The organism is Halococcus salifodinae DSM 8989, from assembly GCF_000336935.1.
GTDB classification, from domain to species: domain Archaea; phylum Halobacteriota; class Halobacteria; order Halobacteriales; family Halococcaceae; genus Halococcus; species Halococcus salifodinae.
The window spans coordinates 60,501-79,843 of sequence record NZ_AOME01000075.1; the positions used below are offsets into that span (position 1 = coordinate 60,501).

Annotated in this window: 26 protein-coding genes; 15 read left to right on the forward strand and 11 right to left on the reverse strand. The window is 66.6% G+C overall.

Annotated features, from left to right (window positions below; translation table 11 throughout):
• The first annotated feature begins 1 nt into the window (after nucleotide 1).
• The 4 genes from C450_RS15380 (at nucleotide 2) to C450_RS22475 (ending at nucleotide 1,086) form a co-directional block, all read left to right on the forward strand.
• The gene (locus C450_RS15380) at nucleotides 2–271 is read left to right on the forward strand and encodes a cytochrome C oxidase subunit IV family protein (protein ID WP_005044966.1); all 270 of its coding nucleotides are present in this window, start codon (nucleotides 2–4) and stop codon (nucleotides 269–271) included.
• Nucleotides 272–273: 2 nt separating this feature from the next.
• Nucleotides 274–636 carry a DUF7577 domain-containing protein gene (locus C450_RS15385; protein WP_005044967.1) on the forward strand — a complete coding sequence of 121 codons (363 nt, stop codon included), beginning with the start codon at nucleotides 274–276 and terminating at the stop codon, nucleotides 634–636.
• Nucleotides 636–845: a hypothetical protein gene (locus C450_RS15390; protein WP_005044968.1), complete on the forward strand. Its 210-nt coding sequence runs from the start codon at nucleotides 636–638 to the stop codon at nucleotides 843–845. Before C450_RS15385 ends, C450_RS15390 begins: the two co-directional genes overlap by 1 nt.
• A 64-nt stretch (nucleotides 846–909) precedes the next feature.
• The gene (locus C450_RS22475; protein ID WP_169317827.1) at nucleotides 910–1,086 is read left to right on the forward strand and encodes a hypothetical protein; all 177 of its coding nucleotides are present in this window, start codon (nucleotides 910–912) and stop codon (nucleotides 1,084–1,086) included.
• 30 nt (nucleotides 1,087–1,116) lie between these two features.
• Here the strand turns inward: C450_RS22475 and C450_RS15395 are convergent, their stop codons facing one another.
• The 4 genes from C450_RS15395 to C450_RS15410 all read right to left on the reverse strand — a co-directional run bounded on the left by C450_RS15395 (nucleotide 1,117) and on the right by C450_RS15410 (nucleotide 4,568).
• Nucleotides 1,117–1,440 (reverse strand): DUF7410 domain-containing protein, encoded by a 324-nt coding sequence (locus C450_RS15395; protein ID WP_005044969.1) that lies wholly within the window; start codon nucleotides 1,438–1,440, stop codon nucleotides 1,117–1,119.
• Nucleotides 1,437–2,828 carry a hypothetical protein gene (locus C450_RS15400; protein ID WP_005044970.1) on the reverse strand — a complete coding sequence of 464 codons (1,392 nt, stop codon included), beginning with the start codon at nucleotides 2,826–2,828 and terminating at the stop codon, nucleotides 1,437–1,439. Before C450_RS15400 ends, C450_RS15395 begins: the two co-directional genes overlap by 4 nt.
• Before the next feature lie 43 nt (nucleotides 2,829–2,871).
• Nucleotides 2,872–3,321 carry a hypothetical protein gene (locus C450_RS15405; protein ID WP_005044971.1) on the reverse strand — a complete coding sequence of 150 codons (450 nt, stop codon included), beginning with the start codon at nucleotides 3,319–3,321 and terminating at the stop codon, nucleotides 2,872–2,874.
• Nucleotides 3,322–3,488: 167 nt separating this feature from the next.
• Nucleotides 3,489–4,568 carry a DUF7537 family lipoprotein gene (locus tag C450_RS15410; protein ID WP_005044972.1) on the reverse strand — a complete coding sequence of 360 codons (1,080 nt, stop codon included), beginning with the start codon at nucleotides 4,566–4,568 and terminating at the stop codon, nucleotides 3,489–3,491.
• Nucleotides 4,569–4,755: 187 nt separating this feature from the next.
• Here C450_RS15410 and C450_RS15415 point away from each other — a divergent pair, with 187 nt between their 5' ends.
• From C450_RS15415 to C450_RS15435, 5 genes are all read left to right on the forward strand, one after another.
• Nucleotides 4,756–5,187, forward strand: coding sequence for a 30S ribosomal protein S6e (locus tag C450_RS15415; RefSeq protein WP_005044973.1), 432 nt, complete (start codon nucleotides 4,756–4,758; stop codon nucleotides 5,185–5,187).
• Nucleotides 5,188–5,189: 2 nt separating this feature from the next.
• Nucleotides 5,190–5,630, forward strand: a complete 441-nt coding sequence (locus C450_RS15420; RefSeq protein ID WP_005044974.1) for a DUF7112 family protein — start codon at nucleotides 5,190–5,192, stop codon at nucleotides 5,628–5,630.
• A gap of 79 nt (nucleotides 5,631–5,709) precedes the next feature.
• Nucleotides 5,710–6,183 carry a DUF5807 family protein gene (locus tag C450_RS15425; protein ID WP_005044975.1) on the forward strand — a complete coding sequence of 158 codons (474 nt, stop codon included), beginning with the start codon at nucleotides 5,710–5,712 and terminating at the stop codon, nucleotides 6,181–6,183.
• Between the two features lie 22 nt (nucleotides 6,184–6,205).
• Nucleotides 6,206–7,384 (forward strand): phosphotransferase family protein, encoded by a 1,179-nt coding sequence (locus tag C450_RS15430; RefSeq protein WP_005044978.1) that lies wholly within the window; start codon nucleotides 6,206–6,208, stop codon nucleotides 7,382–7,384.
• A complete protein-coding gene (locus tag C450_RS15435; RefSeq protein WP_049910307.1) occupies nucleotides 7,354–7,731 on the forward strand; it encodes a hypothetical protein in 378 nt (125 codons plus the stop codon). The genes C450_RS15430 and C450_RS15435 overlap by 31 nt, the downstream gene beginning before the upstream one ends.
• An 8-nt stretch (nucleotides 7,732–7,739) precedes the next feature.
• On the opposite strand, the gene C450_RS15440 is transcribed toward C450_RS15435, so the two are convergent.
• The 3 genes from C450_RS15440 to C450_RS15450 form a co-directional block, all read right to left on the reverse strand.
• Nucleotides 7,740–8,843: a DHH family phosphoesterase gene (locus C450_RS15440; RefSeq protein WP_005044981.1), complete on the reverse strand. Its 1,104-nt coding sequence runs from the start codon at nucleotides 8,841–8,843 to the stop codon at nucleotides 7,740–7,742.
• Nucleotides 8,844–8,920: 77 nt separating this feature from the next.
• Nucleotides 8,921–9,355 (reverse strand): universal stress protein, encoded by a 435-nt coding sequence (locus C450_RS15445; RefSeq protein WP_005044983.1) that lies wholly within the window; start codon nucleotides 9,353–9,355, stop codon nucleotides 8,921–8,923.
• A gap of 24 nt (nucleotides 9,356–9,379) precedes the next feature.
• Nucleotides 9,380–9,826 (reverse strand): universal stress protein, encoded by a 447-nt coding sequence (locus tag C450_RS15450; RefSeq protein WP_005044989.1) that lies wholly within the window; start codon nucleotides 9,824–9,826, stop codon nucleotides 9,380–9,382.
• Between the two features lie 214 nt (nucleotides 9,827–10,040).
• Here C450_RS15450 and C450_RS22160 point away from each other — a divergent pair, with 214 nt between their 5' ends.
• Together C450_RS22160 and C450_RS15455 are read left to right on the forward strand one after the other, a co-directional pair.
• Nucleotides 10,041–10,202, forward strand: a complete 162-nt coding sequence (locus tag C450_RS22160) for a hypothetical protein (protein ID WP_161606972.1) — start codon at nucleotides 10,041–10,043, stop codon at nucleotides 10,200–10,202.
• Between the two features lie 51 nt (nucleotides 10,203–10,253).
• A complete protein-coding gene (locus tag C450_RS15455; protein ID WP_005044992.1) occupies nucleotides 10,254–10,763 on the forward strand; it encodes a universal stress protein in 510 nt (169 codons plus the stop codon).
• A 60-nt stretch (nucleotides 10,764–10,823) separates the two neighbouring features.
• On the opposite strand, the gene C450_RS23265 is transcribed toward C450_RS15455, so the two are convergent.
• The 3 genes from C450_RS23265 to C450_RS15465 all read right to left on the reverse strand — a co-directional run bounded on the left by C450_RS23265 (nucleotide 10,824) and on the right by C450_RS15465 (nucleotide 11,906).
• Nucleotides 10,824–10,958 (reverse strand): hypothetical protein, encoded by a 135-nt coding sequence (locus C450_RS23265; RefSeq protein ID WP_273835960.1) that lies wholly within the window; start codon nucleotides 10,956–10,958, stop codon nucleotides 10,824–10,826.
• Between the two features lie 70 nt (nucleotides 10,959–11,028).
• Nucleotides 11,029–11,547, reverse strand: a complete 519-nt coding sequence (locus tag C450_RS15460; protein WP_005044995.1) for a GNAT family N-acetyltransferase — start codon at nucleotides 11,545–11,547, stop codon at nucleotides 11,029–11,031.
• A complete protein-coding gene (locus C450_RS15465; RefSeq protein WP_005044998.1) occupies nucleotides 11,544–11,906 on the reverse strand; it encodes a universal stress protein in 363 nt (120 codons plus the stop codon). The genes C450_RS15460 and C450_RS15465 overlap by 4 nt, the downstream gene beginning before the upstream one ends.
• A 109-nt stretch (nucleotides 11,907–12,015) precedes the next feature.
• Here C450_RS15465 and C450_RS15470 point away from each other — a divergent pair, with 109 nt between their 5' ends.
• On the forward strand, nucleotides 12,016–12,858 hold the full coding sequence (locus tag C450_RS15470) for a DUF5806 family protein (protein WP_049910316.1): 843 nt from the start codon (nucleotides 12,016–12,018) through the stop codon (nucleotides 12,856–12,858).
• Nucleotides 12,859–13,297: 439 nt separating this feature from the next.
• Here C450_RS15470 and C450_RS15475 read toward each other — a convergent pair whose 3' ends face one another.
• Nucleotides 13,298–13,759, reverse strand: a complete 462-nt coding sequence (locus C450_RS15475) for a DUF7529 family protein (RefSeq protein ID WP_005045005.1) — start codon at nucleotides 13,757–13,759, stop codon at nucleotides 13,298–13,300.
• A gap of 82 nt (nucleotides 13,760–13,841) precedes the next feature.
• Between C450_RS15475 and C450_RS15480 the strand changes: the two genes are divergently transcribed.
• From C450_RS15480 to C450_RS15490, 3 genes are all read left to right on the forward strand, one after another.
• Complete coding sequence (locus C450_RS15480; RefSeq protein ID WP_005045008.1) at nucleotides 13,842–16,322, forward strand: dipeptide ABC transporter ATP-binding protein; 2,481 nt, start codon at nucleotides 13,842–13,844, stop codon at nucleotides 16,320–16,322.
• A gap of 60 nt (nucleotides 16,323–16,382) precedes the next feature.
• Nucleotides 16,383–18,179: an ABC transporter substrate-binding protein gene (locus C450_RS15485; RefSeq protein WP_005045009.1), complete on the forward strand. Its 1,797-nt coding sequence runs from the start codon at nucleotides 16,383–16,385 to the stop codon at nucleotides 18,177–18,179.
• Between the two features lie 117 nt (nucleotides 18,180–18,296).
• On the forward strand, nucleotides 18,297–19,343 hold a 1,047-nt coding region (locus tag C450_RS15490), incomplete at its 3' end, for an ABC transporter permease (protein WP_005045011.1).

The window sequence follows — 19,343 nt, forward strand, 5'->3', positions numbered from 1 at the left end:
CATGCCATCAACCAGACTCTACGCCGGGATCTACGTCGTGTTGTTCGTGTTCGCGACCGCCCAGGTCGCGTTCGAGTTCGTGGGGCTGCTCGAAAGCGCGTACTGGATCGCGTTCGGGGGGATCATCGTGCTCTCGCTGATCAAGGCGCTGTTCGTCGCGGGCTACTACCAGCACCTCCGATACGAGCCCCGCTCGATCACGTTCGTCGTGCTCTCGGGACTCATCACGGCGCTCGTGTTGACGATCGCGGCCTCGTACTCGATCACCTGATCATGAATGCGGTCTGGGGACTCGTGATGCTCGTGGTGCTCCCGCTGTTGCAGCTCCCGCTCATCGTCTATCTCTCGCGCCGTGTCGAGACCGACGAGGAGTCCCCGCCCCCGGCAGGCTGGGGTGACGGCGTGTACCCACCCGATCCGAACGTCTCACAACAGGTCGGCCAGGAGTCGGCTGATGCTTCGACGCCGGATCGGTCCTCACCGTCGACGCCACCCCTACTGTCCGCATCGCCCGCGCCGTCCACACTACCCGAATCAGCCGCATCGTCAACCCCGTCGACGATCGTCTGCCGTCGCTGTGACGCCGACAACGATCCCGAATTCACGTACTGTCACGACTGCGTGGCGAGGCTGTGATGGAGCGATCCGCTCTCGGGTACGCAGTGTTGTTCTCGGTCCCGGTCGGCGTCGGCGTGTCGATGGGCGTGCTCAGGATGGCGGGCGGCGGACTCACGAACCCGGTCGTCGCGGGTGCGGGCGTGGTGGCGGCGCTCGTCCTCTTCGCGTTCGTCGTCGCGATGCTTGCAACCGGCTCGCCCGACGAGGAGCGATCATCCGCGCGATGAGTCTCTGATCGAGAGCCATCCGCGGAGCCGGTTGGTTTATGATAGCACGGAACGTCCATCGATCATGCGACGCGAGCCGCTCCTCTTCGGGCTGACCGTTCTCGGGGTCGTCGTGGGGTTGGCCATCCTGCTGGCCGCGGAAGCAGTCGGGGCTGGCGAGACGATGATCGTCCTCGGTGGCGTGATCGCACTCGCCGCCGTCGGCGGACTGACCGGCCTCATCGGGGCGCTCGACGGCTGAACGCCGAATAGGCTTCCTTGGCCCCGCTGGTCAGCTCTGTAGCCCGAGAACGATCATGTACGCGAGCACGTACCCGGCGTACAGCAGGCTGAGCGCACCGACGACCTTGAGATGGAAGACGAACAGGTCGTCGGCCTCGTCGTCGACGGCGGTCTCGTAGGCCGCGCGCTCGTCGTCGGTCCAGGCCTCGCGGTGAGTATCACCGACGTGGAGCGTACACGCCTGCTCGGTCCGGAACGGTTGTGAGCAGTACGGACACCGCGCCGCGGGCGTCTCCGCCTCCGGGATCGCGGTGTCGGGAATGCGTTCGCTGTCGGTTGCTGCTGAACTGTCGGGGGCGAGTGATTCGGTCATAGGTAGGGTGGTGGTGTGTACGGCTGGCCGACGATCCACATGCTGAGAACGGTGTAGAAAACCATCACGAGGACGAAGGGGTACTGGCTCCGGATCGGCGCGAGCCGTCCGGGGAAGAGCGCAAACGAGCGCGCGTGGGCCACCCAGACCGCGAGCATGTGGCCCGCGAGCACGAACACGAGCTGGAGCGTGCCGAACCACGCCGGTAGGACGAGGGTCTGGATGGCCGCCGGCGGGGCGAGGGGCTGGGTCGCGACCGCGATCAAGGCGGGTGAGAGGCTGAGGAAGTATCCCAGAAAATGTGCGAGATGGTAGCCGGCGGCGATCGGGACTAGGGCGGGCGCGAACCAGTCCCGGAGGTAGCGGGCGGTGACGTACGTGTCCGCCGTCCGGCGCGACCAGCGTGCGGCGACCCGATAGACGTACAGGAAACAGCCGAAGCCCGCGATCGCGGCCCCGAGATAAACCACGGAGGGTGGTACTCCCCACCCGACGAGCGCACGAACGGCCCTCGCCCACGCTGGCGTCGCGACGAGTCCATCGTAGGTGGTGACCCAGAGCAGCGCGACCACGAACGCGGTTTCGTCCGCCCCAGTCGGCCGCTCCTCGGAAAGCGCCCCACCGGGAAGCACGAAATCGAACCCCTTTCGTGTCCGCTGGAGCGGTGCGACCCGGCCGTACCACCGGAAGACACGCGCGATCGGGTCGACGACGCCGAACCACGTCTCGCTCCCATAGACGACCGCACCGGCGACCGTCACGACCGAGTAGGCCACGATCACTCCAACGAGAGTTCGTGGCTGCTGGGCGAGCGGGCTGACGACTTCGAGCCAGACCAGCCCGACCAATCCGACGACGCTCGGCCACGCGCCGAGGCGGTCGGGATAGCGCTGGATCGGCTGGCTCCCCCGGAGTCGGGAGCCGAGCGCGGCGAGCGTCCGCCACGGGTTCACCGCTGGCCACGTGTTCCCGACGAGATAGGTGGTCATCGAGTAGCCCGCCCACCAGCCGGCCCAGACCGCCACGATGGCAAGGTTCGCCGCTGCCACCTGCGGACCGATCCACCCGACCGCCACGATCGCGGCGAGCAAGCCGACGCCCAACCATCGGCAACCCCGGACGGCGATGGTTCGGATCGTCGCTCGGGTCGGGAGTTCGGCACGCCAGTCGGTGACGTCACGGATGAACGCGTGGTCGGTCACGAGGCTCGTGAGCAGGAAGGAGGCCCCGATGACGCCGCCGCCGGTCGTCACGACCAGCCACGACGGGACGGCGACGGGTTTGAACGTCCCGCTCAGCCCGCCCGCGTGGGCCGTTGCCTCGCCGGTGAGCACCAGTGTAACGACGACTGCGATGACACCTCGAGCGACGGCTCGTGACCGTCTCATCCGGTCTCGCCGATGTTGGTGGGTGGTTCGTTCCGCATGGCGGTCAGGCCACGACGAGTCGCACGACGATCGCGACGATCAGGAGCATGCCGAGCACCCACAATCCTGTGCCCGTCGCCTGCGCGCTCTCGATCCCGCGGTAGCGTGCGGAGTGATAGACGCCCCAGAAGAGATACCCGCCCATCACCGCCGCCGCCACGATCACGAGCGCCACGCCCGCGACCTGGCTGACCGCCGACGGGATCGCGCCGGTGACGAACGCGAGCGCACCGCCGCCGATCCCGAGAACCAGCACGAGGAAGGCGACGGTCCACCCCAGCGGGCTTCGCGCCGCTGCGGCGAGCGTCGTGGCTGGACTCGTCCCGCCGGTTCTGACGTCCCCGGGAGTCGCGGCGGCGGCCCGCCACTCCCGACTGCGTGCGACCGCAACGACGAGCGCGACGACGACGAGGCCAGTCAGTACGGTGCTGGCGACGTAGGTGAGTGGTGCCATGTGAGGCCGGTGCGATACCGTGGTCTTCGTTGGCACTCCACTTCATTCTTCGGTCGAACCACGAGTCACAGACCGACTCGACGACTCGTAGCGTTCGATCCCGACGATCGAACGACTGTTCGGCTCCGTCTCGGTCGAAAATCAGCGTCGCGACGTAACTGAGCTGCTCAGTCTCCGCCGTTTTTCAGCTGTTCGACCCAGTCGGGCTGTTCGACCGTGGTCGAGCCGACGTTCGAGAACTCCAGGGTTTCGACGACGGTCGTCGGCTCACCGGCGCTGAACGCGTCGGTCGTGCGCTCGGTCTGGAGCCGGTGGACGACGCCGGTCTCGGGGTTGACCACGAGCGTCGAACTGAACTCGGTGATCTCCTCGCCCTGATACAGGGGCCCTGTTTCGACACTGTCCGAGCCGTTGGCGACGTACACCGCGAGCTGCTGGCCGTCGTTCGTGACGGTCCCGCTGCGTTCGTAGTCGACCGCACGGACCGTTTCGAGAACGGTGCGGCCAGCGGTGAGACTCTCGGCCAGCGGCCGGCCGAGCTCGTCGGTTTCGTACTCCGGCTCGTCGAACGCGTCGAGAACGTTCTTCTTGTACGCCGTCGCACCTTCGGCGTAGGTGTACCGGGTTGCCTCCTCGGTCGGTTGGGAGACCTGGTAGGCGGAGTTCGCGTCGAGGTCAACGCGGGCTCCACTGGTGTCGGTTCCCGAATCCTCGCCGGCTCCGCGAATCGTCGAGCTGCTGTTGACGGTGAACGTCCCCGCCGCTTCGAGCCCACTCTGGTGGGTGCTCGCGATCGAACCAGCCTCCAGCGGCGGTTCGGCTCCGATCGCCGGCTCCGGCGTTGCGGTGGGAGTCGGCGTGGGTGTCGCCGTCGGAGTGGGCGTCGGTGTTGCCGTTGGGGTCGCTGTCGGTGTGGGTGTCGCCGTCTGCGTCGGCGTTGGCGTGGACGTCGCCGTCTGCGTTGGCGTCGGCGTGGACGTCGCCGTCTGCGTCGGCGTCGCCGTCTGCGTTGCCGTCGGCGTGGACGTCGCCGTTTGCGTCGCGGTGGCTGTCGGCGTAGAAGTCGTCGTCGGCGTTGCCGAACTAGTCGGGGTTGTGGTCGCGGTAGCGGTTCCGTTGTCGATGGTCGTTCCGTTCGTGGCTGCGGAGGTCTCGGTCGAATCCGCCCCGTTGCCCGCCAGCGAGCTACAGCCGGCGAGTAACACGAGCATAGCGACCGCGACCACGAGTACCGTCCGTCGCGTCATTGCTTACTCGCCCCACCCCACGCATAAATATTATTCTGCCGGTTCGCGAAGAGGTTCCGTTCGATCGAAGCTTCCTGTTCACACGGCTCTCGGTCCATATACTGCGGCCGAGCGGGAGGCTCGAACGCGTTTCTCCGGTGTGCGGCTTTCAATACGCTTTTGAGGGACGACCGGCTTCGCTTCGTATATGGCAGACTTCACCGTCGTCGTGGCCGACCCCGAGGAGGGGGCGGCCCACCAGCGTGCGGTCGAGGGACAGGACGCAAACCGCTTCATCGGCCGTTCCATCGGCGAGGAGATCGATGGCTCCGCGGTGGGCCTCGACGGCTACACCGTTACGATCACCGGCGGCTCCGACACCGCCGGCCGACCGATGCGCGAGGACGTCGCGGGCCCGGCGCTCACGTCGATTCTCGTCGACGGCGGCACCGGATACAAGCCGACACGCGAGGGCGAACGCAAGCGGATCACCGTCCGCGGGCGCGAGATCGGCGAGGAGACGCGTCAGATCAACGCGAGCATCGCCGACCGCGGGGATCAGTCGGTCGCGGAGCTGTTCGGAGACGGCGACGCCGACGCCGATGCCGACGCGGACGACGCGAGCGACGACGACGAGTAGCCGTGCCCGAGCGGATCCCGCACGACCACCTCTCGGTCGAAACGGTGCGGGCGACGCTCGCGCGTCGCGGCCGGAGCTCCCGGCCACGGCTCGCGCTCCCCGACGACGCCGACCGCTTCCCGACCGGAACGACGCGCCTCGTGCTTGACGGGGAGACCTACCACACCCAAATCGAGAGCGCGCTTGACGGCGATCGCGAGATCACCGGCGCGTACGACAACGCCCGGCTCGCGCGCGAACGCGACGGCACCGACCGGCTCGACGAGTGGCGGCAGTCTTCGGGAATCGATCTCGGCCGGAGCGTCGCGGTCGACGTCGTGGAATCCGGATTCCTGTACGGCGTCCGTGAACCCGGCGAGAGCACGGTTTACGAGGCGACCGAACCGCCCGACGAGGGACTCGCCGCGATCGCGCAGGACCTCGACGGCGACCGCGACGGCTGACGCCGACGGTCCGCTGTCTCGGCTGTCCCAGCCGTCCCGATACCCGCCCGCTTTTGCCGTCAGCCCCGATACCGCCCGCATGGACTCCGCACGCACGCAGTTTCTCGCCGGCGATCGCCCCGACGACGTTCTGTTGTTCATCGCGGAATCGGCGGTTTCGGACCTCGGCACGCTCGCCCAGCACGGCGAGCAGGTCGAACGCGGTGTCGTCCTGATTCTGGAGGCGGAGCGCGGTCGGAGCGCGTTCGAGGGCGCGACCGGCGTCGATCCGATGACGCTCGCGAGCTCGGCGATGGGTTCCGAGGGCGACCTCGATCTCGACGCGTTCGAGGGCGAGTGTCCCGAAGCGGACGCGAACGGTGAGGGCGGCGCGGACGAAGCGGACGACGCCGAGACCACGACAGAGGAGCACGCCCCCCGATTCGTCTTCGGGTTCGCCGAGGAGCGAAACGAGGAGGCCGGCGGGATCTACGCCGAGGGTGACGTGATCCACGCGTACGCGGTCTGTGAGTGTGGAACGGCGTACTCCGATCGGTGGGTGGCGGGCGAGTGATGGCTGGTGTTGATCCCTTGTCGTGAGCGACGAGTCGTCGGCCACCGACGCCGCCATCCACGGAATGGTCGCTTCCCTCCGTCCGGAGTGGACGGTCGATTCGATCCGTCGCAGCGAGCACGGTACCGATCTCGTGGCCGTTCTCGACGTTTCGACATCCAGTGGACGGTCCGACGTGGTTCTGAAGGCGACGACCGCTGATTTCGTTGCACCCGCGATCGCTCGGTCGGAACCACGACTGCTCGATCTCGTCGGCCGCGAGACCGCGATTCCCGTCCCGCAGGTGTTCGGGTTTGCCGACTCCCATCCCGAGTATCCGGCTCCGTTCTATCTGCTGGAGAACGTTCCCGGCGAGAACTACGAGGGGTGTCCCGCCGATCTCGACGACGATGCCCGGGAACACGTCGTCGTCGAGGCTGGGCGGAACCTCGCCAGACTCCACGATCTCGGACCGCTGCCCCAGGTCGGACGGGTCGGCGTCAACGAGGGCGAACTTACTGTACTCGACGGCGAACACGGTCCCGTCGAGGATTTCAACGGGTGGTTTCAGGCTGATATCGAGGCGGGACTCGACGCGCTCGCGGACGGAACGTACTACCCCGATCTCGCGCTGGAACCGGAGCGGTTCGTCGACCTCGTTCCCGCGCTCCGCGAGGAACTCGGCGCGCGTCTCGCCGCGCTCCCGGAGCCGGCACCACCGCGGTACTGCCACTGGGACTACGGTACGGCAACTGCCTCGTCGATCCGGACACAGGCGCGACGCGAGCCGTCCTCGACTGGGCGAACCTGCTCGCCGCGGAGCCGGCGTACAACCTCGCGAAAACCGAATCGCACCTGCTCGACCCTGGGGCCGGCGACACCGCAGAGTGGGCTGCGGCGCTCAGCGATTCGTTCCGTGATGCGTACGCGACCGAACGGGACGACTGGGCGTTCACGGCCGCGATCGAGGAACGCATCGAGACGTACCGTCTCAAATGTCGCGTGGACGCGATGGCGTGTCTCCCGCTGTGGCTGCAAGACTGCACGCCAGCGGAGCGAGACGAACGAGAGCGCCAGCATCGCGCGTTCGTCGCGACGTTTCTGTAGTTACAGACCACGACTTCGTTTTCTGCCCCCGACAGACAGTGCACATTCCGAAACCGACTTGTTCCGACGGAAAATCTCGCTCGCATGGAAAATGAGTCTCCAGCGGCGGTGGTGACAGCGTTCCTCAAGCGGTTCAGTAACGGCGAATTCGATGAAGCAAACGACTTGATCCACTCCGAAGGGCCGCTGGAGGGTGCTGGCGACGTCGCGATGATCTTGTCGGCGGCCATGACCAATTTCCTCGCTACCGTCATCTTGAGGACGGTTCCCACAGAAGTCACTGAAGTCACGGTTGTCGAGGAAGGCCCGACCACAGCGAGCATCGAAGCGAGCCTTGACGTCGCCACCGTGGTCGAGATCGATGCGCTCGTCGAGCTACGACCCAGCGACTACGACGGGAGTGATCTCGGGGATGGGAGACGCAACGGTTGGTGCGTCTGGAACGTCGATGTCAGGTTGTGAGACTCGAACTACCGCCCCTCGCTCCCGCGTGCGCCCCCGTCGTCCGCTTCACTATCGAGTCGCTCGAACGCCCCGAGAATCACTTGCTTCGTGGTCGCGCCGCGGGTCGTCCAGTGGTGAGCGTAATCTAGCATGTCATCGTAGATGTCGGGCTTGCAGCCCGCAGCCTTCGGGTGGCCGCCGCCGTTGACCTGGCCCGCGACCTCGTGACACCGCTCGAAGTGCTCCGTCCCGCGGATGCTCGCTGACCCCGAGGGTTTGACCACCACGGCGGCGTCGGTGCCCGCTTCACGGAGTGCTTCCGCGACCTCGTTCTGCGAACACCGGCCGTACGTCACGCCGACGGTCCACGGCCCGATCTCGTGGGTTTCGGCCCGCTCGACCGCGCGCTCGATCAGCGCTTCCTTCTCGACGCGCTGTTCGGCGAGGTACTCCTCGACCTCGCTGGGGAGATCGGGGCCGTGCTCGCGGACGATCTCGACGTACTCCTCGGGATCGCTCCAGTACGCGAAGTCCGCGAGATCGTCGCTTCGCGGGTCCTCCCGCAGCCAGAGGTCGTGATCGCGGGTCACGGCGGCGAGCTCGGCGTACTCGGGGGAAAAATCGTGATCGAGCGCGGCCAGCGTGACGTCGGCCGAGCACTCCTCGTCCGAGTCGCCGACGACGAGTTCGGCCCCTGCTGCACGGACCCGTTCGGCGGTCTCGTCGGTCCACTGGTGGTGGTCGAACCACTGCACGCTCACAGCCCGCTCGACGAGCCGCTCGAACTGGCCGGCGATGTAGCGGTACTCGTCGGGACAGAGATCACAGACGAACACCCGCGCGCCGGGCTCGACGTGATCCGCCACCCGATCGAGGGTATCACTCAGATCGTGAGGACTCGTCGGGATCAACGCCGCCGCGCCGAACGCCTCGCGGAGCAGCGCGACGCAGGCCAGCCCGTCGGCGTCGGGATCGGCGAGCACGACGGTGTCGGCCCCCGCGAGCGCCTCGCGCACCTCTCGGTCGGCGCGCTCGGCGTCGAACGAGTCGGGGTAGAAGAATCCCTCGCCGGGGAGGACGGATTTCCGGGCGAGGTCGAGACGGTCGTCGTCGATGAGTCGGTCGTTCATGCCCGTCCCACGCTACCGCGGCCGAAGAACCCCTCGGTCCGCCGGGGGAGGGGTGTACCACCCCGCCAGCGACCGCGCTACGCGCTGGCAGCGTCGAGCTGGCGCACGGTGAGGACGGGGACCGGACAGCTCCGGACGACGGCCTCGGCGACGCTCCCGAGCACGAACCGGTGTTCGCCGTGGCGGCCGCGCGTCCCGGTCGCCACGAGATCGGCGTCGTGTTCGCGGGCGTACGTGCCGATCTCGCTGGCGGGCCGGCCCTCGCGGACCGCGGTCGTAACCGTCCGTCCGCTCGCCTCGCGGATGTCTTCGAGTGCGGTCTCGCCGTCGTCCTCGAGCGCTTTCCGGAGGCGATCGCGGACGTCGTCGGGCGCAGCGGAGACGTCGCTCTCCTCGACGACGTACAGCGCGTGGACTTCGGCCTCGAACCGGCGCGCGAGGTCGAGCGCGACGCTCACCGCACGTGATGCGCTCGCCGAGCCGTCGGTCGCGATGACCACGGTGTCGATCATAGGTCGGCTACCCGGCGGCGGGGCTTAAACGGTGGTGACCGTCACCGCGCCATCGAACTCCAAGATTATCGACTGGGTGAGGTCGCCGAACAGCGCTTTTCCGGTCGGTGAGCGCTTCCGGCCGCTGATGAACAGGTGATCGCAGTCGCGCTCGGCGGCGACGTCCAGAATCGGTCCCTGTTTGTCGCCGAGCGCGCCGACGGCCTCGTACTCGACGTCGAGCCCCTCGAAGACCTCACGGCCGATATCGGCGGCGAACTGGCGGGCCCCGTCGCGCGCCTGATCGACGCTGTACTCCGTGTCGTAGTTCGGGATGCTCGCGAGCGTGTTCGCCCGGTCGCTGAACTCCTCCTCGGTGGTGACGTGCAACAGGAACAGCTCGGCATCGACGCCGGCGGCGAGTTCGCCGGCCTCTCGAACGAGCTGTTTGGTCTCCTCGGTGCCTTCGACGACGGCAAGCGCGCGCTCCATGCTCCCACATCGTGTGGCGGGCCGTCCTAAAACCTCCGGTGATTCTTGCGGATCGCGCACTCCGACGACAGTCTAGCGACCGACACTGTCCCGATAGCGATCGACACTGTCCCGACTGTGTGCTGTCGGCCGCTGATGTGTGCCCTCGAAGCAACAGTAGGCGCGCGGGAGCACGCCGTAGGCGTGCGACTCGCGCGAGGGATGACTGAGGCGAGTGAGTGACACGAACGAGACGAGGGAATCGGTTGGAGGGGCGTGTGGCTGTTGCGGTGCGGTAGCGGCAGGCAAGTGGCTGACCCGCGAACGAACACTGCGGGCGAACGAACACTACGAGCGCCGCCGCGATCGAACGAACACCGCGAGCGAACGAGCGTAGAGTGCGGTGGGCGAGCCGAGCGTTTTTGAGGTGGGCCGGCGACGAGCGTGTATGGACGCCACAGCCGACCACGACGACTCGAACTCGTCGAATGGGGTCAACGATGCCCACGCCCCAGGTACGCCGTTCGACGTGACGACCGTGCTCGTCCCGGTCGACGGCAGCGACGAGTCGATGCACGCCGTCGAGTACGCGGTCGCGGTCGCCGAGCGCTACGGCGCACGGGTCCACGCGCTCTACGTCCTCGACCCGGAGATGGTCCGTCGGGATGCGCCCGGCGAGCCCGACGACGACGCGATCGCCGCCGCAAGCGAGGGGTTCATGGACGCCGCTCGCGACCTCGCCGCCGAGCGCGTCGAACTCACTCACTCCTCTGCGTACGGCTTCTCGCCCACGATGAAATCCCGTCATCCCGGGAGCGTGGTGCTCGACGCCGCCGCCGACGCCGAGGTGGACTTCGTGGTGGTCCCGCGCGAACCCGGCGGCGAGGCCAATGAACTCCTCGGACGTGCGGCCGAGTACGTCCTCCAGTACGCCACCGAACCCGTTCTCTCGGTCTGAGCTGTCGCTGTGTTCTCTTCTTCGGCCCCTCCCTCCGACATGCGTTCCGCTATCCGCAGCTCACATCGCTCGATGGACCGCCGTCCGCTCCTCGTCGGGATGGGCGACTCGGATGTGTCTGCGGAGCGCGGCCTTGTCGTCGGAGTCGAGTTCGACGACGGTCTCACAGAACGGGCACTGTTGGTACGGCCCCATGACGACGATATCGGCCGACGGCTATTGAATCCTCGGGGTGATCCACCATACCACACCATCGGGGTCGCGGCTACAGCCGGATCGCCATCTCGATCTCGAAGCTCTCGCTGTCGCAGGTCTCGAACCCGACCTTCCGGTAGAGCGCGATCGCGGCCTGGTTCCACCGCTCGACGGTGAGCCAGACACGTTCTGCACCCTCGCGACCGGCGTGGCCGAGCAGTGCCTTCAACAGTCGCGACCCGATTCCGGCGGCCTGGTGGGTGTCGAGAACGAAAATCGCGAGCTCGTGGCACGCGTCACCGTCGGCTACGAGCGTCGCGTGGCCCACACACGTATCGCCGTGGTACGCGACCACGTCGTACCCCGATTCGAGGATGGTGTCGAGCCACTCCTCGATCGCCTCCTCGTTCGCCGGTGGGATGCCCTGCGCACGGTCAGCGGGGTCGAACGCGACGTACATCTCGGCGAGCACCGTGAACTCCTCGTCGTCGTACACCGATATCTCGATCTCGCGGCCGTGAGCGTCGGTGAACGTCTCCGGTGGCCGCTCGAACGGTCCTGCGGGTTCGTCGGGGTACGGTCGGCTCATCGGGCGAGCGTCACCGACGTCTCGGCGTTCAACAGGACGAACTCGGTGGTGGAGTCGAGCCGGATCTTCCCCGTCGGCGATCGCTCGCCGCCGTCGACGACGAGGCGATCGAACTCGCCGTCGTCGGCCAGATCGACCAGTCCACCGCCGGCGTGGCCCTCGATCCGCCTGATCGCGGCCTCGATTCCCTCGCCGTCGAGCACCTCGCGCACCCGGCGTTCGACCGTCTCCGGCCGTTCGATCTCGCTCGCGACGATCGCCGCCGTGAGGTCGTCGCCAGTCTCTTTCACCCGCGCGACAACCCGTTCGAACGCCGTGAACGCGCGTTCGGTCCCGTCGATCCCCACTAGGACGTTCATACCCGGGCCTGGCGGCCTCGGGGCAAAACCGTTGTGCCCACTCGTCTCCGCGTCGTGCCGCCACGTGCCCGTCGACACGCTTTTTCACGCCCCGTTCGGACGCTCGACGATGACCGACGACTCCACGTCCCGCGATCGTCCCGAGCGCCCCGGCGATGACGAGCGCACGGACGGGACGCCAGCCGACGACGCCCCCGGATCGGCCACCGACGCAGCCGATAGAACGTCCACCGACGAATCGGCGACTGACGGACCGACAGACGACGAACCGGCAGATGACGAGCCGTCGACTGATGAACCGAGAACTGACGATTCGGCTGCCGACGCAACCGCTGGCGTCGACGACTCCCAAACCGCGGCCCACTCCGTTCCGGAAGACGTCCGGAAGTACGATCGCTTCACCAAAATGGACGGCGCGCGCTACGATCGCGCCAACGAGTTTCTGCGCGATCGGACGTACATTACTGCGCGCGAGTGGGCGATCGCGCGGCTGTGTGCCGATTTCCGCACGGAGACCGGCGTCGAGATGACCAAGATCGGCGAGCATCTCCCCGAGCTCGTCCCGTTCATGACCGACACCTACACCCCGCAGGCCGTGAACCAGGCCCGGGCCGCCTTCGAGGAGAAGGTCCGGATGGCCGGTGCGACCTTCCTCTACGGTGCGATGAGCGATTTCTTCACCGCCGAGCAGTTGGACGACGTGATGTACGAGGCGACCGAGGTGGCGAAGTTCTTGCTCGAAGTGGAGGGCGTCGACCTCGCGGTCGACGAGGAGCTAGCGGCCGAAGAGCGGATTTCGAGCACGATGCGCGAGGTCCGCACCCAGAGCGCGGCGCTGCGCCACGACGACCTCACCTGTCCGCACTGTGGCGAGTCGTTCGAGCCAGGCGACGCGGCCGACGACCCGGCCACGGACGAGGCTACAGCGAGCGAAACCGACGCGGCGGAGTAGATCGTCGTCGCAGCGAGACGGTAATCGTCGACCGATGGTCGGCGCGGTTGGNAATAGCGCTGCTATGATACACACTACTCCTACATTTGACTTCCATCGCTGTCGATCTTCGGACTCCATCCCGCCGCTGGACGATCTCGCTACGGACCTCTTCAATTCTCTGTAGACGATACCAAAGATCCCTCCGACGCCCACGACTGTGAGCAATCCCAAGACGGTAGACACCGGTCCACTTGGTCCACCTCCTGCTGGCACGGGACGGATTTCTCGTGCGTCCGTTATCAATTTTCACCTCGCTGTGCTTGGGATTTCGGGAAGGCTGATCTACCCTACAGGCACCACCACAGGTGCTTTTCCGACGATTTCGGTCGCCACCGACCGTGCGGAGCGCGGTGGCGATGCGGCCGCGGAAGTCAGCAATACGATCCCACGTGATCGGTCAGTTCGCGAAGAACAGATCGGGGTCCTCGTAGGCGAAGGTCACGGCCTCGTCGTCGGCGAGCGGCCGGATGTGGGTGTACATCCGCCCTTCCCCGCGAGCACGGCGGGCCATCTCGTCGGCTTTGCCTCGCTCGTAGTAGACCGGACAGCACACCGCCTGCTCGCTCGCCGGATCCTCGAGCACCGCGAGCGCGAACACGATATCGGACTCGCTGGCGCGGTACACCTCGTAGGAATCGAACGTTCCCGCCTCGGCGACGTCGGCGAGGCGCTCGTACTCGTCACCGGGCACGAGCACGTCGAGGCCGTAGCGTTCGCCGTCCAGAATCGTGACGTCGCCGGGATGGAGTTCGAGCACGTCCCAGCCTGCCTCGCGGTACTCCGCGGCCGTGGCTTCCATATCGCCCATGACCTCCTCCCAGGGTTCGACGACCCGATCGAACGGATTGCTCTCGGACATACCCCGTGTCGGGAGGGTGGGGACCAAAAGGATTCCTTTCGGTTGCGGCAAATGTATATACCACGGTTCCAAACGGCTCGACGTGACCGATCTACTCTCGATTGCGGGCCTGCGGACCGAGTTCGCCACCGAACGGGGGACGGTGAAGGCGGTCGACGGGCTCGATCTCACCATCGAACCCGGCGAGACCGTGGGCCTCGTCGGTGAATCGGGCTCGGGAAAGTCGGTGACGGCGCTGTCGGCGATGGGCCTCGTCGACGATCCGGGTCGCGTGGCCGACGGCACGGTCGAGTTTCACGACGCCGACCTCGCCCGCTCGTTCGCCGACGAGTATCGGGGCGAGTTCGCGGATCCCGAGGCGGGCACCGTCGACCTGACGCGCGCGCCCGAGGACGCCATGCGCACCGTTCGAGGCGGTGAGATGAGTATGATCTTCCAGGATCCGATGACCTCGCTCAACCCCGCCGTGCCGGTGGGCGAGCAGGTCGCCGAGAGTCTCCGCCTCCACCAGTACGGTGGCCGGAAGAAGGACTCGTGGTTCAACGCCGTCCGCGAGATCCTGCCCAAGACGGGCTCGGACATCGACGACGCGATCCTGGAGGACACGATCGACATGCTCGCGGAGGTCGGCATCCCCGAGCCCGCCGCGCGGGTCGACGAGTACCCCCACGAGTTCTCGGGCGGGATGCGCCAGCGAGTGTTGATCGCGATCGCCCTTGCCTGTCGACCCCAGCTCCTGATCGCGGACGAGCCCACGACCGCCCTCGACGTCACGATCCAGGCCCAGATCCTCGATCTCATCAACGATCTCCAGGACGAGTACGGGATGTCCGTGCTGTTCATCACCCACGACCTCGGCGTGATCGCGGAGACTGCGGATCGGGTCGCGGTGATGTACGCCGGCGAGATCGTCGAGGAAGGCCCCGTCGAGGAGATCTTCGCCAACCCCAGCCATCCGTACACCTACACCCTGCTCGAATCCATCCCCCGCGAGAACACCGACCGGCTGACCCCGATCGAGGGCAACGTCCCCGATCTCGTCGACCTCCCCGATGGGTGTCACTTCGCGCCGCGGTGTCCGTGGGCCAAGCCCGAGTGTCGCGAGGGCGAGATCCCGTATCTTCAGCACGGCCCCGAGGCGGTCGACCACCGTTCGAAATGCGTTCTGGAGGACTTCGACACGAACGAGTACGGGGGCGAAGCGGGCGCGACGGCCACGAGCGATCCCGTTTCCACGCAGGAGGCGACCGAGGAGCCGCTGCTCGATGTCGACGGCCTCCAGAAGCACTTCTCGCAGGCCGACGACCTGCTCGATTCGTGGCTCGCGCGCGAACAGAAGCCGGTGCGCGCGGTCGACGGCGTCGACTTCGAGGTGTACGAAGGGGAAACTCTCGGCCTCGTCGGTGAGTCGGGCTGTGGCAAGTCGACCACCGGCCGATCGCTCCTCCGACTGCTCGAACCCACCGACGGTCGAGTCGTGTTCGCGGGCGAGGAGCTCGGCGGCCTCGACAAGGACGGGCTTCGGGAGAAGCGCCGCGACATGCAGATGATCTTTCAGGACCCGATGAGCAGTCTCGATCCCCGGATGAGCGTCGGCGCGACGATCGCCGAACCCCTCAAGATCCACGACCTCCCCGAGGCCGATGCCGACGACGATCGTTCGGGGAGAGAGCGACGCCGCGATCGGGTCGAGGAGCTCATCGAGGCGGTCGGGCTCGAAATCGGCCAGTACGATCGCTATCCCCACGAACTCTCTGGCGGCCAGCGCCAGCGTGTCGGGATCGCCCGCGCGCTCGCGGTCGACCCCGAGTTCATCGTCTGCGACGAGCCCGTGAGCGCGCTCGACGTCTCCGTGCAGGCCCAGATCCTGAATCTCCTCGAAGACCTCCAGGAGGAGTTCGGGCTGACGTTCCTCTTCATCGCGCACGACCTCTCCGTTGTCCGTCACATCTGCGATCGAGTCGCGGTGATGTATCTCGGCGAAATCGTCGAAGTCGCAGGCACCGAGGAGCTGTTCGCCGATCCGAAACACCCCTACACCAGGGCCCTGCTCTCGGCGATCCCCGAACCCGATCCAGCGGCCGCGAGCGAGCGCGTCACGCTCGAAGGCGACGTTCCGAGCCCGATCGACCCACCCTCGGGCTGTCGCTTCCGGACCCGGTGTCCGTCGGTGATCCCGCCCGACGACATCGACGTCTCTCAGGAAGCGTACCGCGAGGTGATGGACTACCGCGAGCGCGTCGAAAACCGCGCGATCTCGGTCGAGTCGATCCGTGCGGAGGCCGACACCCCTGCCGAGGCGGTGGCGACCGATGGCGGCCTCTCCGACGCGAAGCGCACGCTCTGGACACATTTCTTCGAGCACGATGACGCGCTCGACACCGAATCGCGCGCGGTGATCGAAACCTCCTTCGAACTCGTCGCCGACGACGAGTTCGAGGAGGCCGCTCAGGTGCTCCGCGAGCGCTTCGAGAGCGTGTGCGAGCGCCAACAGCCCACTCTCCAGAACGAGGCACACCCGGCGGCGTGTCACCTCTACGACCAACCCGACCGCCCGACGTAGCCCGCGCCGAACGCAATTTTTTCCGGTAGTCTTATTATCTTCCTCTCGTCACTCACGCCCATGTCACACGATGACGAGAGAAACAGACGATCTTTCCTGAAGGCCGCCGGCGGCGCGGCGGCGGCGACGGCGATCGCGGGCTGTCTCGGTGGCGGCGACAGCGGCAACGGCAGTGATGGCAACGGCTCCGGCGGGGATGGCGGTGGCGCCTCGGGCGGCGGTGCCAACGGCTCCGCCGGCGGGAACGCGACCGGTGGTGGGAACGGGACTGGCGGGAACGAAACCGGTGGCAACCAGAGCGCCGGCGGTGGCGGCAGCGGCGGGACGCTCGTCTACGCCCGCGGCAGCCACTCCTCGACGCTCGACTTCCAGAACTCGACCAGCGGCGAGGTCGCGAAGGTCACCGAGCAGATGTACGACTCGCTGATCGGGTTCGTGCCCGGCGAGGCCACCCTCACCGAGGAGCTGGCGACCGACTACAGTCTCGAAGAGCAGGAGGCCACGCTGACGCTCCGCGAGGGCGTGACCTTCCACAACGGCGAGGAGTTCACCGCCGAGGACTTCGTCGCCACGTTCCGGCGTTTCACCGACGCCGAGTACCAGTACTACGCGGGCGACGACTACGTGTCGGCGTACGGGCCGTTCACGTTCGGTGACTGGATCGACGAGATCTCGACCGACGGCGACTACAGCATGACGATCTCGCTGACCCAGAAGTACGCGCCGTTCCTCCGAAACCTCGCGATCTTCGCGGCGGCGATCCACTCGAAAGCCGCGATCGAGGACGACAGCATCGACCTCAGCCAACAGGCCGTCGGAACGGGTGCGTTCCAGCTCGAGAACCTGAACGACGGCCAGGGCGTCGTTCGGCTGTCGGCGTACGACGACTACTGGGGCGAGGGCCCGCAGGTGTCGGCAGTGGTCTTCGAGACCATCGGCCAGAACTCCACGCGTGCGCAGTCGCTCACCAGCGGTGAGATCGACATCGCCGACGGGCTCGGTGCGCAGGCCTCACAGCAGGTCCAGAGCGCCCAGAACGCCGAACTCCGGTCGGTCGAGGGGATCAACACCGGCTACATGGCGTTCAACATGAACGTCGAGGAGTTCCAGAGCAAGCAGGTGCGCCAGGCGATCAGCTACGCCATCGACACCAAAGCGATCGTCGAGAACATCTACGCCGGCTTCGCCTCCCAGGCCGCCCAACCCATCCCGCCGAACGTGCTCGGCCACAACGGGGAGCTCGAACCGTACGCCCGCGACCTCGAACAGGCCCAGTCGCTGCTGGAGGAGGCAGGCTACGGCGACGGGTTCTCCTTCGAACTCGCGACGTTCCAGAACCCGCGAGGGTACAACCCCTCGCCGCTGCCGACCGCTCAAACCGTCAAATCGAACCTCTCTGAGATCGGGATCGAGGTCACGATCAACCAGCAGTCGTTCGACCCGTTCCTCGACTACACCGCCGAAGGCAAACACGACGCCTGCTTCCTCGGGTGGTACACCGACAACGCCGACCCGGACAACTTCGCGTACGTCCTGCTGCACCCACAGGTCGAGGACAGCGCACTCACCGAGGGCCAGGACTGGGTCAGCTTCGACACCGAGGGCTACAACACCTCGAACCGGGCGGCGTGGGCGAACCGTGAGTACATGACTCTCGTCGAGGAGGGTCAGGCGACCTACGACGAGGCAACCCGGAAGGAGAAGTACAACCAGGCGATGCAGATCGCCCACGACGAGGCGCCGTGGGTGTTCCTCGACCACGCGAAGGAGCTGCGTGGTGTCGGGGGCCGGGTGTCGAACTACACGGTCGCGGCGATCGGCGGCCCCTACCTCAACCTCGTCACGCTCGGACAGTAGGCCGCCACACCACCACCGGTCCACCAGCGCTGTGAGCGGTGCTGAACGTCTGAAAGTGGCGAAATCGGCCGATGACGAGCGAGCAACTTTTACCTTTGCCGGACAGGGTTCGGCGTAATGGTCTCGACGCGGTTCATCGCGAAGCGGTTGTTGCTCCTCATCCCGGTGCTGTTCGGGGTCGCAACGCTGGTTTTCGCGATCCTTCAGCTCTCACCGGGCAACCCGGCACGCGCGATCGCCGGCCAGCGTGCATCCGAGGAGTTCGTCAGACAGATCGAGCGCGAACTCGGGCTCAACGATCCGATCTGGGTGCAGTACGGCCGCTTTCTCGTCGATGCGGTCCAGTTCGACCTCGGGAGTTCGTACACCATCCAGCGCGACACGCCGGTGCGGACGATCCTCGTGAACAAGCTGCCGATCACGCTCGAACTCGCGCTCTACGGCCAGCTCATCGGCATCCTGCTCGGGATCCCCTTCGGCATCATCAGCGCGGTGAAACAGGACACCATCACCGACCACCTCACCCGCGTGGGTGCCCTCTCGGGCATCTCCATTCCGATCTTCTGGAGCGGGCCGCTCGTGATCCTCCTGTTCGCCCAGATCCTCGGGTGGCTCCCGACGAGCGGCCGGATCGACGCCCAGCGGTTCGCGATCGAGTCGATCACCGGGCTCATCACGGTCGACACGTTCATCCAGGGGATTCAGGCCACCATCGCGAGCGGGTTCGCGGTGAGCAACTTCGCGGCCTTCTTCTCGGCGGTCAGTCACATGATCCTGCCCGCGGCGACGATCGGGATCTACTCGATGGCGCTGATCTCGCGGATGATGCGGTCGTCGATGCTCGAAGTCATCAGGCAGGATTACATCCGCACCGCCCGCGCGAAGGGCCAGGGCGCGAAGATCACGCTGATGAAACACGGCCTCCGGAACGCGCTCATTCCGGTGATCACCGTCATCGGCATCCAGTTCGGCTCGCTCCTTGGCGGGGCAGTCCTGACCGAGACCGTCTTCGGCATCGGCGGGATCGGCACCCTCCTCGTCGAGGCGATCAACGTCGGCGACTACCCGGTGGTTCAGGGGACGGTGTTGGTGTTCGCGTTCCTGTTCACGCTGGTGAACCTGGGCGTCGACATACCCTACTCCTGTCTCTTATACACATCTCTG